Here is a 12,557-nt window from a genome sequence, read left to right on the forward strand (position 1 = left end):
GCGGAGGGCGGTCGGTTCTACCGGCCGCCCTCCAGTGCTGCCACCGCGTCCTTGGCGGCCTTGATAGCACCCTTGTTGATCACATCCGTACTGGGTGCCTTCTTCGACTCGAAGTCACTGCCGTTGTACGTGATCACCACCAGCGCGTTCGACGCGCGGACCAGGACGACGCCCTCGCGGGTCTGCTGCTTGTCCTCGGTGGAGAGGTTCACGACGGAGTAGGCGGCGTCACCGAGACCCGGCACCACCCCGCCGCCGCTCTTCTCCGTCAGCCGGTCCTGGTACGTCTTCTTCGCCGCCGCGTCCGTGTCCGACAGCTCGAAGGACACGTCGAGCCAGCGGTAGTCGTACCCCTTGAGCGCGTTCCAGGAGCAGGTGCGGCGCGCCGCCTTGTCCGTCGAGGGGATTTCCTTGCCGGCCGTCTTGGCGCCCGGGACGAGGGACTTGACCGTCGCCACGCTCACGGCCGTGCAGGGCGCGGGCGCGGCGGTGAACGTCTTCGTGGCCGCCGAGGTGGAGGGCGCGGTGGGCGACGCCGACGCGCCCGTGGTCGCCGAGTCGTGGTGGTCGGCGGCCGGCGCGGGGGCGAGCGGGCCCGAGGACAGCGCCCAGCCGGCCGTGGCGAGCACGGCGACCGGCGCGAGCCGGGTGGTGAGCGCGAGCGGCAGAGGAAGGCTCAAGGCGCACTTCTCGTGGGGGACGGTGCGGAGAGGGTCCGCACTCCGGACGGGACGCCAGTGTCACATGCCTGTCTGTGGGGCGGAAGTAAGAACCCGTTTCGGGGCCGTGCGAGGGCGGTCTTCCACCGCACTCAAATGGGCGATCCCGCACATCCCGGGTGACCGGGCGAAGTGGGGCGTGTCAGTGAACGGGCTCGGTCGATGCCGCCCGCGCGCTCGGTATTCGGGAGTCCGTGATCGTCAGTCGTGCGCAGAGATAGGAGAAACCGCGGTGTTGTGACGTCATGAACAGCGCGATGAGCGAGACGACGATCAGGACGGCGGCCAGGACGGTGGCGGGGCCGGGCGACGAGCTGAAGTGGTTGAGGAGCAGGAGGCCTCCGACCCCCGTCAGACCGCGCGCGAGTCTGGCCTTCGCGCCGGGTCGTCGGCCGTCGGCGGTGGCGGCCTGCAACTTGACGATGCGCTGGCCGAGACTGGCTCCGTTGCCTGCCAGGGGAATCGCGACCGTGAGGATCAGCCAGGGCACCCAGAACCCGACACGCTCGACGCTCGCGTCGAAAAAGAAGTTCGAGTACGCGATGACGTCGCCGGGGGCCAGGTCTCCCTGTCCCACCCACATCAGCGCGGAGTAGCCGGCGACCGTTGACACATAGAGGAACGCGAAGCTCATCACGTCGCACACGGACGCCAGCAACCGTCTGCGCCAGGTGATCGGGCGCGGCTCTCCGGGTTCGGCGTGGACCCGCTGACCGGGCACCGCACTGAGCAGCGGGGCGGCCAGCGCGCCGAGCACACCTCCCAGGCCGTTCGCGATCAGGTCGTCCACGTCGAACAGTCGGTACGCGCACGGGTAGATGAACCAGTCTCCGGTCAGTTGTGTCAGCTCGATCAGCAGTGACACGCCCAGGCCGACGGCCGCGGTGACGGGCACGCTGCGCTGGAACATGTACCGGACGAACATGCCCAGGGGTATGAAGAGCGCCACGTTCAGCAGCACCTGCGTCAGAGCAGGGTTGTGCAGCATCGCCACATGGCCGCCGCCGCGGCCGGCTGCCCTCCCCATGTCGTGCAGAAAATGGAAGGGAATCAGCTGCGGCCGGCGAACACCGATGACGGCACAGAAGTCGTCCCGCAGCTGCGGGAACGGGGCGAACACATAGAAGAACAGGGCCAGGCCGTAGAGGGGTCCGGCGAACGCCAGGGCCAGGTTGCCCATGCCCAGTTCGCCGCGTCGCCGGTAGCGCACGGCGATATAGGGCACGAACAGCACGGCGGCGGCCACGGACATCAGCAGGGCGGCCCAGATGGCCGGCGCCACTCTTGTGCTCATTGAGCGGATTCCTCTCAGCGCCGTGGCCCTGGTCGGCGACGGCACGCGAAAAACGGGTCAGTGAAGGCGCAGCAAGCCGATGACGGCCAGCAGCACACAGATGCTGAGATTCAGGAACCGGTGCGACAGGAAGACGGCCGCGAATTCGCGGATCGTCGCATTCGGCCAGAAGTAGCGGGCCGTCGGCGAGCCGATGACCTGTGCCGCGAGCTTCTCCTTACGCGCGATCTGCGCGGCACGCATGACATGGAAGTTATTGGTCACCACCAGGGCCCGGTAGTCCGTTTTGCGAGCCTGCATCAGCGTCTTGCTGAACCGCAGGTTCTCCTGGGTGGTGCGGGACTTGTCCTCGACCAGGATCCGGTCGGCCGGCACGCCGCCGGCTATGAGGTAGTCGGCCATCGCCCGCGCTTCGGGAAGGTCCTCGTCCGGCCCCTGGCCGCCGGACGTCAGCAGCATGGCCTCCCGGCCCTTGGCCCGTTCGGCGTCGAAAGCCGCGCGCCCCCGGTCGAGTCGGCCGGCCAGCAGCGGCGGGACCCGCGAACCTTCGATGAGCCCGGAACCGAGCACCACGATGAAGTCGACGCTGTGCCGGTGCCGGATCCTGCCGTAGACGAACGAGTAGAGCACGAAGCACACGAAGAGCAGCGACACATAACCGAGGACGAACCCCACCGCGTCCACCGGGGTGTCCAGCGCGTCCCATCGGGTCTGGTCGGCCATCACCTTCAGCGCGATGAACAGGAGGATGCCGGCGCCTGCCGCCAGCGACAGGAGGTTCGCCGGACGCCTGCCCTCGCGGCGCAGCATGGTCACTCCGTTGACGATCAGGAAGACCCCGAGCACGAGGGGCAGCACGATGAGGAGGAACCAGAGCGTCCACAGCAGTATCAGAGTGGCCGTCTGGGACACCGTCGCCAGCTTGAGCAGCAGTCCCGAGGCCAGGAAGAGCAGCGCGAGGAACAGGTAGACGCCGTTGCGCACGAGTCGTCGGTCGTACAGGAAGCTGCAGACGAACACCAGGAAGAAGACGCCTGCTGGAGCAAAGGTGATCATGTGTTGACCCAGGTGATCTGCGGAACGGCGGACGTGCGGGTCACGCTTCCCCGCCTCGTGGACGAGGGTCGCATCGCTCGGCCCGGCCGCGCCTCGGCCGTTTGGCCAATACGGAGAGCGGGCGGGTCGTGTCGCGATGAGGTGCGGCGCGCCGCTGAGCGGACGGCAGGCCTGCGGCGGGCCCGTTTTCGAGAGGATTGCACCCGGGCGTCATCCCTGGAGCTGAGGCAACGGCATACCTGAGGCTTACGCGGCCGTCTCTCGCATCAGCCCCAGGGGGTCGGCATTTCGGCTGATCCGCGAGGCCCGTACGAACCGGACGACGGAGGAGTTCTCCGCCGGGTTCTCACCTCACGGCGGGGAGAAGTGCCATGACCTCCCAGCCGTGGTCCTTGCGTGGGCCAGTGCGAAGTGTGCCGCCGAGGGCGGTGACGCGTTCGGTGAGACCGACGATGCCGAAGCCCCCGCCACGGGCGACGTACGGCATCGTGGCGCCCCCTCGGCCGTTGTCGCGCACCGTCACGTGCAGCACGCCATCGGCGTAGGCGAGGGCGACGGTGACCTCCGTGGCGTCGGCGGCGTGTCGGCGTACGTTCGTGAGGGCTTCCTGGACGACGCGGTAGGCGGCGGCCCGCACTTCGTGGGGCAGATTCCGGGGCACCGAGGCGTCGTGGTGCAGTTCGGCCCGCGGGCCGGCCGGACCGCCGAATCCCTCGACCAGTTCCGTGAGGGCTGTCAGGTCTCCCACCGGGCGTCCCGTGCCCGGCTCGAGCCGGGCCGTTTCGTCCGGACCACCGCGCAGAATGCCGACGGTCACGCGCATGGAGCTGAGCGCTTCGGTCGCGGCGTGCTCGATTCCCGCCAGAACCGGATCCAGGCGGCCGGGTTCGGTCGTGGCCATCATGCGGGCCATCTGTGTCTGGACCAGGATTCCGGTGACATGGTGGGCGACGAAGTCGTGCAGATCGGCCGCCATGGCGAGGCGTTCGGAGCGGCGGGTCTCGGCGACCGCGACGCCGCGCCTGTGGTCCAGGGTGCGCAGGTAGCCGCCGAGGCCGGCGGTGATGCCGGCCAGCAGTGCCACCACCACCGTGATCCCCAGGATCAGGACGTCGTCCTGGGTGCCGGTCGCGTAGAAGCGCAACGGCGCCGCGACCGCTGCCCCGCCGGTGAGCAGGGCAAACAGGCCCGCCCAGCGCGGTGGGCAGGTACGGACGGCGATCAGCAGCAGGCAGAGCAGGACCGCCACCTCGCCGGGGCCGAACATGCGCACTCGCTCGGTCGTCGTGGCGACGGCGGTGAGTGCCAGGGAGGCACCCGCGGGTACGGCGGCGCGCAGTTGGGGTGTGAGCCACGCGGGCCGACGGTCGGACGGCCAGAGAACGGCGGCAAGGCCCAGCGACAGGAGCAGGGACACCGGCCAGAGGATCTTGCCGTTGGCGACGGCGATGAGCAGGTCCGCCGCGGCCAGCATGACCGGCGTGGCGAAACCGACCGCACGCAGGCAGCTCTGCCGACGAGTCCGCGTCGGAGGGAGGCAGGCAGTCGCAGGCAGGAGGTTCACATCGGTCACTGTAGGGAAGGGCTCTGGTCCGAACTCCCCGGATTCTCCCCGGAATGGGCCCTGAGCACCGACCGATCCGGCCGATGCGCTCGAACAGCGAGGTGACAAGCCGTATGTTCACGACCCGCCCCACCCTCCAGGGCACCTTCGGGATGGTGTCCTCCACGCACTGGCTGGCCTCCCAGTCGGCGATGGCCGTCCTGGAGGACGGCGGCAACGCGTACGACGCCGCCGTGGCCGCGGGCTTCGTCCTGCACGTCGTCGAACCGCACCTCAACGGGCCCGGCGGTGAGGTGCCGATCATCATCGCCCCGGCCGGCGGCGAGGTGCGCGTCCTGTGCGGGCAGGGCGTCGCGCCCGCCGGCGCCACGATCGCGCACTACCGGGGCCTGGGGCTCGACCTCGTGCCCGGCACCGGGCCCCTCGCCGCCGCAGTGCCCGGGGCCTTCGACGCCTGGATGCTGCTGCTCCGCGACCACGGCACCAAGTCGCTCGCCGACGTCCTGAAGTACGCCATCGGGTACGCCGAGGACGGCCACGCGCCCGTGGAGAACATCGGCGCGACCGTGGAGACCGTGAGGGAACTGTTCGAGACGGAGTGGACCTCCTCCGCGGACGTGTACCTCCCCGGCGGACAGGCGCCCCGCCCCGGCGAGCTGTTCCGTAATCCCGCCCTCGCCGCGACCTGGAGACGACTGCTCACCGAGGTCGCCGGGGCCGGTGACCGCGTCGCCCGGATCGAGGCGGCACGGGAGGTGTGGCGGTCCGGTTTCATAGCCGAAGCCCTCGCACGACAGTCCGCGCGGCCCACCCTCGACACCAGCGGCGAGCACCACACCGGCACCCTGACAGCCGCCGACCTCGGCTCCTGGTCGGCGGCCTACGAAGCCCCCGCGACCTACGACTGGCACAGTTGGACCCTCTGCAAGGCCGGCCCCTGGAGCCAGGGCCCGGCCTTCCTCCAGCAACTCGCGCTGCTCCCGCCGGAACTGCCCGCGTACGAGTCCGCCGACTACGTCCACCTGCTCATCGAGGGCTGCAAGCTCGCCATGGCGGACCGCGAGGCCTGGTACGGGGACGCGTCCGGCGGCGCCGAGGTACCGCTCGACGAACTGCTGTCCGACGCCTACAACGCCGACCGGCGGACCCTCGTAGGGGACAAGGCCTCCTACGAGCTGCGCCCCGGCAGTCCCGGCGGGCGCACCCCGCGACTGTGCGCGCACGCGCGCGTGGTGGCCACCGATGAACCAGGGTTCAACCCGCTCGGTGCCGGGGAACCCACCGTGGCCAAGCCGCCGACCTCCCCGGTGCCGGGCGAACCCACCGTCGCCGCAGACGGGCGTACCCGGGGCGACACCTGCCACCTCGACGTCGTCGACCGCTGGGGCAACATGGTCGCGGCGACGCCCAGCGGTGGCTGGCTCCAGTCCAACCCCGTCGTACCGGAACTGGGCTTTCCCCTGGGCACCCGGCTCCAGATGACCTGGCTGGAGGAGGGCTTGCCGAACTCCCTCACCCCCGGCCGCCGCCCCCGGACCACCCTCACCCCCTCCGTCGCGCTGCGCGACGGGGTGCCGGTGCTGGCGTTCGGGACACCCGGCGGGGACCAGCAGGACCAGTGGCAGCTGCACTTCTTCCTCGCGGTCGCCCTGCGCCGCCAGGTACGCGGCGGCCTCGACCTCCAAGGCGCGATCGACGCCCCGAACTGGCACAACGACAGCTTCCCGGGCTCGTTCTACCCGCGCGGCATGCGTCCGGGCAGTGTCACCGTGGAGGCCCGGATGCCGGACGCGGTGGTCGAGGAACTGCGCCGCCGGGGGCACGACGTGACCATCGGCGACGACTGGTCCGAAGGCCGGCTGTGCGCGGTGGCCCGGGACCCGGGGACCGGTGTGCTGTCGGCGGCGGCGAACCCGCGGGGGATGCAGGGGTACGCGGTCGGCCGCTGAGACGTCCGGGCCGTCCGCGCCGATGTCCGAATCCGGGTGTTCAGGCCGTTTCCACCCCATGTCCACCGGGCGGGCGGGGATTGTCAGTGGCGCGTGCTCTCATGGAGGCATGATCGAAGAGAACGAAACCATCGAAGAGTTTCTGGCCCGGCACACGTCCGACGTCGAAGAAGCGGTCCGCCACGCGGCGGCCGCGGAGATCATGCCGCGCTTCCGTCAGCTCGCCGCCCACGAGGTCGACCAGAAGAGCGGCCCGCACGACCTGGTGACCGACGCCGACCGCAGGGCCGAGTTGTATCTCACCGAGGTCCTGCCCAAGCTCCTGCCCGGCTCCGTCGTGGTCGGCGAGGAGGCGGTGCACGCCAACCCCGCCTCGTACGAGGCGATACAGGAAGAGGCGCCCGTCTGGATCGTCGACCCGGTGGACGGCACCCGGCAGTTCGTCCACGGCGACCCCGGCTTCTGCACCCTCGTCGCGCTCGCGCACCGGGGTGTCGTCCGCGGGTCATGGACGTTCGCCCCGGCCCGCGACCAGCTCGCCACGGCGATCCGCGGACAGGGCGCCTTCCTCGACGGCGCACCCCTGCGGGCGGGCTCGCCCGAGCCCGGCCGTGACCTCGAGGTGGCCACCTCCCACCCGGACTACACGACGGACGAGCAGAAGCGCGCGCTCCTCGGCCTGTGGACGTACGGCGTCCGGCCGCGCGCCTGCGGCTCGGCGGGCCTGGAGTATCTGGCCATCGCCCGGGGCGAGTTGGACGCCACCGCGTTCTCCTGGGAGGCCGCCTGGGACCACGCGGCGGGCATCCTCCTCGTCGAGGAGGCGGGCGGCGCCCATCTGACCCGCGCGGGCGAGCCGTTCCGCATAACCGGCGGCAACGTGCTGCCGTTCACCGCCGCGCGCGACGCGGCCACGGCTCGCCGGGTGGTGGAGCTGCTGTCGGGCGGAGCCTGATCTGCGGGCGGGCCGAGCTGAAACGCAGGGTGACGACCTCGAACTCGGCCACGGTCCCGACCGCCGGCCAGTCCGCGGGGTCGAAGGGCAGCGAGGCGATGTCCACGAAGGCGTCGACGGGTACGTCGATGTCGACGAACAGTCCCGTACGGCCGGGCCCCCACGGCAGGGCGCACACCATGCCGGTGACCCGGGCGCCCTCCGGCAGCGGGCCGGTGACGTAGTGGCTCAGGTGCCGGTGCTGCAGGGCTGTGGACCACGCCCGCTCGAACTCCGCCTCCGTGACATCCACCGCCTCCGGCGGCACCTCCACGGCGCCCTCGGTGAACGCTCCGTACACGGTCTGGTAGAGCTGCACACCCAGGCGCCCGAACCGTTCGCGCACCAGCGCCAGTTGGGCCTGGGAAGCGGCCATGGACGCGCCGCCGGAGGTGGTGCCGTCGGAGTTCTGAATGGCCTCGCAGGTACGCGGGATCTCCAGTGCCGACTCGAACACCACCTGCCGCAGCACCCACCCGTCGTCCTCGACCTCGAACCAGTACCAGGCGGTGTCGTCGGCGTCCTTGCCGGGCGACTGGATGCGGAAACGGCGCGTCATCCGGCCGAGGTTACCCGCGCCGGGCGGTGTCGGTGTCCCGGCATATCCTGATCTCAACTGGCCGTCGGCTGACAAAGGAGTCCGAAGGTGCCGTCGATGCTCGATGCGGTCGTGGTGGGGGCGGGGCCCAACGGGCTGACGGCCGCTGTGGAGCTGGCCCGGCGCGGCTTCTCCGTGGCCGTCTTCGAGGCGCGCGACACCGTGGGCGGCGGCGCCCGCACGGAGGAACTGACACTGCCTGGTTTCCGGCACGACCCGTGCTCCGCCGCGCACCCGCTGGGCATCAACTCCCCGGCGTTCAGGGCGATGCCGCTGGCTGAGTACGGGCTGGAGTGGCTGCACTCCGACCTGCCCATGGCCCACCCCTTCCCGGACGGCACGGCCGCCGTCCTGGCCCGCTCAGTGGCCGAGACGGCCGCCTCCCTGGGCTCGCGCGACGCGGGCGCGTACCGCAGGCTGGTCGAGCCGTTCCTCAGCAGGTGGGACACCCTGGCCCACGACTTCATGTCGCTGCCCCTGACCGCGCTGCCCCGCGACCCGGTCACGCTCGCCCGTTTCGGCCTGGCCGGACTGCCGCCCTCGACCTGGCTGATGCGCCGCTTCCGCGACGAGCGGGCGAAAGCCCTGTTCTCAGGCCTCGTCGGCCATGTCATGGCCCCCCTCGGAGGGGTCGCCACCGGCGCCGTGGGCCTGGTCTTCGCCCTGGCGGCACACGCCCGCGGCTGGCCGGTCGCACGGGGTGGTTCCCAGTCGATCTCCGACGCGCTCACCGCGTATCTGACCGACCTCGGCGGCAGCGTCCACACCGGCTACGAGGTCAAGCGGCTGGACGACCTGCCACCCGCCCGTGCGTATGTCTTCGACACCTCACCCACCGCACTGGCCCGTATCGCGGGCTTCGGCGGCTACTACGGGCGCTATCGCTACGGCGCCGGCGTCTTCAAGATCGACTACGCGCTGGACGGCCCCGTGCCCTGGACGGCGAGGGAGGCCCGCACGGCGACCACCGTCCAGGTCGGCGCGGACAGCGCCGAGATCGGCACCGCCCTGCGCGCCGCCTCCCGCGAGGACCGGGCCCCCGACACCCCCTTCCTGATCACCGTGCAGCCAAGCATCGTCGACCCCTCCCGAGCACCCGAGGGCAAGCAGGTCTTCTGGGCCTACGGACACGTCCCGAACGGCTGGACGGGCGACCTCACTGACGCCATAGAACGCCAGCTCGAGCGCTTCGCCCCCGGGTTCCGCGACCGGGTCCTCGCCCGCGCCACCGCCGGACCACCCCAACTGGCGGCCCGCAACGCCAACTACGTAGGCGGCGACATCGGCTCCGGCGCGGCGAGCGGTCTCCAGCTCATGCTGCGTCCGAGGCTCTCCCTGGCCCCGTACGCCACCCCGCACCCGGCGATCTTCATCTGCTCCTCGGCCACACCGCCGGGCCCCGGCGTACACGGCATGTCGGGACACAACGCGGCGAAGGCCGTCTGGAAAAGACTCAGAGAAGGCTGAGACGGTCATGACCACGATCACGCTCGTCAAGGGCGACATCACCCGACAGAGTGCCGACGCGATCGTCAACGCGGCGAACTCTTCACTCCTGGGTGGCGGAGGCGTCGACGGCGCGATCCACCGCAGAGGCGGGCCCGAGATCCTCGCCGCCTGCCGAGCCCTGCGCGCCTCCCAGTACGGCAAGGGCCTGGCCACCGGCAAGGCGGTCGCCACCACCGCGGGCGAACTCGACGCCCGCTGGGTCATCCACACGGTCGGCCCCGTGTTCGGCGGGACCAAGGAGGACCGCTCGGACCAACTGGCCTCCTGCTACCGGGAGTCACTGCGCGTCGCCGACGAACTGGGCGCCCGGACGGTCGCGTTCCCCGCCGTCTCCACAGGCGTCTACCGCTGGCCGATGGCGGACGCGGCACGCATCGCTGTGGCCACGGTGCGGGAGGCGGAGACCGCCGTGGAAGAGGTGCGGTTCGTACTCTTCGACGACGCGGCGTACGAGGCGTTCGCGGCGCGACTCCGCTGACGGAACCGGGTTCCGGTTCCGCGTGGCCGTCCGAGCCGCACCGGACAGTCGGCCCACTGGCTCACCGGCCCCCGCGACGCTACGACGGCGGTTCCGGTTTCCCCTGCGCTGCCCGAAGGTCGGCCAGCAGCTCCGCCTGCCCGGCCAGCACCCCGGACAGGATGGTCCGGGCGACTCGGAGCAACTCGGCGACGTACGGGCTGGTCAGCGAGTAGTACACGGTTGAGCCCTCCTTGCGGGTGACGACCAGATTGGCCCGCCGTAACACCGCCAGCTGTTGCGAGAGGTGCGCGGGCTCGATACCCACCTCGGGCAGCATCTCGGCCACCGAGTGCTCACGCTCGCTCAGCAGCTCCAGGACGCGGATACGGGCCGGATGCCCGAGGGTCTTGAAGAACTCGGCCTTGAGTTGGTACAGCGGCGTGCTCATCGTGCCGTCGCCTCCCAGGAGAAGCGGCACGCCCGAACCGGCGGCCGGTCTCCGGCACCTCGTGCCCATCCATTCATGAGCACCATGACACTCATCCTCGCCCAGGCAGCCGTCACCGGGATCGCGGTGTTCCGCGCTCGGGCGGCCGCGAGCGGCGGCAACCATGCCTCGGCATCGGGGACATCGGCCATGCGCAGGACTGTGGGTATGACGCTCATCGGCATCGGGGAGCGTCCTCGACGGTCCCCGTGGGCGTGGCTCTCGGGGCGGGTACGGTGGACAGGACTCCGGCGGTCTCCAGGTGAGCGCGCGCCCCCTGGATCGCCTCCGGGGTGCTGCCGTACTCGTGGCCGTCCCGCCGCAGGAGATCCAACAGGCCGACGGAGTCCAGAACTTGGCGCTGGCCGGGCCGAATGCCGGAGAACATCACGACGATGCCGCGCCGGTTCAGCTTCCGGACCGCGTCCTTCAGCATCAGCGCACCGGTCGCGTCCATGGTCGACACCCGCGACATCCGCAGGATGACGACCCGTACGTCCACCACCTCGGTCAGCTCCAGCAGAAAGCGGTGGGCGGCGGCGAAGAACAGCGGCCCGTCGATGCGATAGGCGACGATGTGCTCCGCCAGCAGGGCGTGCTCCTCGGCGCTGTGGTCGCCCGGGTCCAGCGGCACCTCGTCGAGACGGGCCTGATTGGCCACCGCCCGGAGCGCGAGGGCGCCCGCGACGACCAGGCCGATGATCACCGCGTACACCAGGTCGAGGGCGAGGGTCGCGACGGCGGTCAGGACCAGGATCAGCGCGTCGGAGCGGGTCGCTCCGGCCATCGACCGCAGGGAGCCGACCTCGACCATGCGGATCGCGGTGGCCAGCAGGACGCCCGCCAGCGCGGCCAGCGGGATTTTCGAGACCAGCGGCGAGGCCGCGAAGACGATCACCGCGAGGATCACGGCGTGGGTGAGCGCGGCGAGTCGGGAACCGGCGCCCGTACGGACGTTCACGGCGGTCCGCGCGATCGCGGCCGTGGCCGGCACACCGCCGAACAGCGGGGCGGCCAGGTTGGCGATGCCCTGCCCGAACAGCTCCCGGTCGGGATCGTGCCGCTGGCCGACCGTCATGCCGTCCGCGACCGTCGCCGACAGCAGCGACTCCAGCGCGGCCAGCGCGGCCACTGCCACAGCCGGGGCGAGCAGCGAGGACAGGGCGGACAGGTCGAGGAAGGCCAGGGAGGGTGCGGGCAGACCGGCGGGCAGATCCCCGATCGGAGCGGCCGCGTCGAGATGGAGGGTCTGTGCCAGCACGGTGGCGACGATCACCGAGACGATCGAGAACGGCACGGTCGGCCGCCATCGCGCACCGAGCAGCATGACCGACGCGACACCGGCGGCCAGCGCGAGCGCTGTCCAGTTGGGATGGCGGACGAACGCCTCGACGGCCCGCCAGGCGACCGCGAGAACCTTGTCGCCCTCGGGCCGCGGCACTCCCAGCGCGTTCGGCAGCTGCTGCAGCCCAATGACACAGGCGATGCCGAGCGTGAAGCCCTCGACGACGGGAGCGGGCACGTACTGCATGTATTTGCCCGCACGGGCCAGCGCGAGCCCGATCAGCAGCAGCCCGGCCAGCAGCCCGACGGTCAGTACCCCGCCCGGCCCGTACTGGGCGACGATCGGTACGAGGACGACGGTCATTGCCCCGGTCGGCCCGGACACCTGCAGGTTCGATCCGCCGAACACGGCGGCCAGCGCGCCCGCGACCACCGCGGTCGCCAGTCCCGCCGCAGCGCCGAGACCGGAGGACACGCCGAAGCCGAGCGCGAGGGGGAGCGCCACGATCGCCACGGTCAGCCCGGCGAGGAGGTCCCGGCGCGGGTCGCGGGCCATCGCCTTGAGGTCGGCTCGCACGGGCAGCAGGGACCGCACCGGGCCCCATGCGCGGCTGATCACAGAACTGCTCACTCGGCCGCGACC

11 protein-coding genes are annotated in these 12,557 nt (G+C 71.1%); 4 read left to right on the top strand and 7 right to left on the bottom strand.

What is annotated here, in order from left to right:
* Window positions 1-17: 17 nt before the first annotated feature.
* The 4 genes from PV396_RS04950 to PV396_RS04965 form a co-directional block, all read right to left on the bottom strand.
* Entirely contained in the window at window positions 18-680 is a 663-nt protein-coding gene (locus PV396_RS04950; protein ID WP_319200779.1) for a hypothetical protein, read from the bottom strand.
* Window positions 681-861: 181 nt separating this feature from the next.
* Window positions 862-2,013, bottom strand: a complete 1,152-nt coding sequence (locus PV396_RS04955; RefSeq protein WP_319200781.1) for a VanZ family protein — start codon at window positions 2,011-2,013, stop codon at window positions 862-864.
* A gap of 57 nt (window positions 2,014-2,070) precedes the next feature.
* Entirely contained in the window at window positions 2,071-3,069 is a 999-nt protein-coding gene (locus PV396_RS04960) for a YdcF family protein (protein ID WP_319200784.1), read from the bottom strand.
* Between the two features lie 346 nt (window positions 3,070-3,415).
* Entirely contained in the window at window positions 3,416-4,642 is a 1,227-nt protein-coding gene (locus PV396_RS04965; RefSeq protein WP_319200786.1) for a sensor histidine kinase, read from the bottom strand.
* Between the two features lie 104 nt (window positions 4,643-4,746).
* On the opposite strand from PV396_RS04965, the gene PV396_RS04970 reads away from it, so the two are divergent.
* Together PV396_RS04970 and PV396_RS04975 are read left to right on the top strand one after the other, a co-directional pair.
* Complete coding sequence (locus PV396_RS04970; protein WP_319200788.1) at window positions 4,747-6,582, top strand: gamma-glutamyltransferase family protein; 1,836 nt, start codon at window positions 4,747-4,749, stop codon at window positions 6,580-6,582.
* A gap of 109 nt (window positions 6,583-6,691) precedes the next feature.
* Window positions 6,692-7,537: an inositol monophosphatase family protein gene (locus tag PV396_RS04975; RefSeq protein WP_319200790.1), complete on the top strand. Its 846-nt coding sequence runs from the start codon at window positions 6,692-6,694 to the stop codon at window positions 7,535-7,537.
* On the opposite strand, the gene PV396_RS04980 is transcribed toward PV396_RS04975, so the two are convergent.
* Window positions 7,473-8,135 (bottom strand): hypothetical protein, encoded by a 663-nt coding sequence (locus tag PV396_RS04980; RefSeq protein ID WP_319200792.1) that lies wholly within the window; start codon window positions 8,133-8,135, stop codon window positions 7,473-7,475. The genes PV396_RS04975 and PV396_RS04980 overlap by 65 nt on opposite strands.
* A gap of 96 nt (window positions 8,136-8,231) precedes the next feature.
* On the opposite strand from PV396_RS04980, the gene PV396_RS04985 reads away from it, so the two are divergent.
* Complete coding sequence (locus tag PV396_RS04985; RefSeq protein WP_319200794.1) at window positions 8,232-9,641, top strand: NAD(P)/FAD-dependent oxidoreductase; 1,410 nt, start codon at window positions 8,232-8,234, stop codon at window positions 9,639-9,641.
* Between the two features lie 7 nt (window positions 9,642-9,648).
* Window positions 9,649-10,161 (top strand): O-acetyl-ADP-ribose deacetylase, encoded by a 513-nt coding sequence (locus PV396_RS04990; protein WP_319200796.1) that lies wholly within the window; start codon window positions 9,649-9,651, stop codon window positions 10,159-10,161.
* A 79-nt stretch (window positions 10,162-10,240) separates the two neighbouring features.
* Here the strand turns inward: PV396_RS04990 and PV396_RS04995 are convergent, their stop codons facing one another.
* Together PV396_RS04995 and PV396_RS05000 are read right to left on the bottom strand one after the other, a co-directional pair.
* A complete protein-coding gene (locus PV396_RS04995) occupies window positions 10,241-10,591 on the bottom strand; it encodes a metalloregulator ArsR/SmtB family transcription factor (RefSeq protein ID WP_319200798.1) in 351 nt (116 codons plus the stop codon).
* Window positions 10,592-10,805: 214 nt separating this feature from the next.
* The gene (locus PV396_RS05000; RefSeq protein WP_319202224.1) at window positions 10,806-12,470 is read right to left on the bottom strand and encodes a SulP family inorganic anion transporter; all 1,665 of its coding nucleotides are present in this window, start codon (window positions 12,468-12,470) and stop codon (window positions 10,806-10,808) included.
* Window positions 12,471-12,557 lie beyond the last annotated feature (87 nt).

This window comes from Streptomyces sp. ME02-8801-2C (assembly GCF_033793965.1).
Classification (GTDB): domain Bacteria; phylum Actinomycetota; class Actinomycetes; order Streptomycetales; family Streptomycetaceae; genus Streptomyces.

Bases quoted from the DNA above. Each gene is read 5' to 3' on its own strand.
- PV396_RS04955 (WP_319200781.1), bottom strand. From the start codon at position 2,013: ATGAGCACAAGAGTGGCGCCGGCCATCTGGGCCGCCCTGCTGATGTCC.
- PV396_RS04990 (WP_319200796.1), top strand. From the start codon at position 9,649: ATGACCACGATCACGCTCGTCAAGGGCGACATCACCCGACAGAGTGCC.
- PV396_RS04960 (WP_319200784.1), bottom strand. From the start codon at position 3,069: ATGATCACCTTTGCTCCAGCAGGCGTCTTCTTCCTGGTGTTCGTCTGC.
- PV396_RS04985 (WP_319200794.1), top strand. From the start codon at position 8,232: ATGCTCGATGCGGTCGTGGTGGGGGCGGGGCCCAACGGGCTGACGGCC.
- PV396_RS04970 (WP_319200788.1), top strand. From the start codon at position 4,747: ATGTTCACGACCCGCCCCACCCTCCAGGGCACCTTCGGGATGGTGTCC.
- PV396_RS04980 (WP_319200792.1), bottom strand. From the start codon at position 8,135: ATGACGCGCCGTTTCCGCATCCAGTCGCCCGGCAAGGACGCCGACGAC.
- PV396_RS04975 (WP_319200790.1), top strand. From the start codon at position 6,692: ATGATCGAAGAGAACGAAACCATCGAAGAGTTTCTGGCCCGGCACACG.
- PV396_RS04995 (WP_319200798.1), bottom strand. From the start codon at position 10,591: ATGAGCACGCCGCTGTACCAACTCAAGGCCGAGTTCTTCAAGACCCTC.
- PV396_RS05000 (WP_319202224.1), bottom strand. From the start codon at position 12,470: ATGGCCCGCGACCCGCGCCGGGACCTCCTCGCCGGGCTGACCGTGGCG.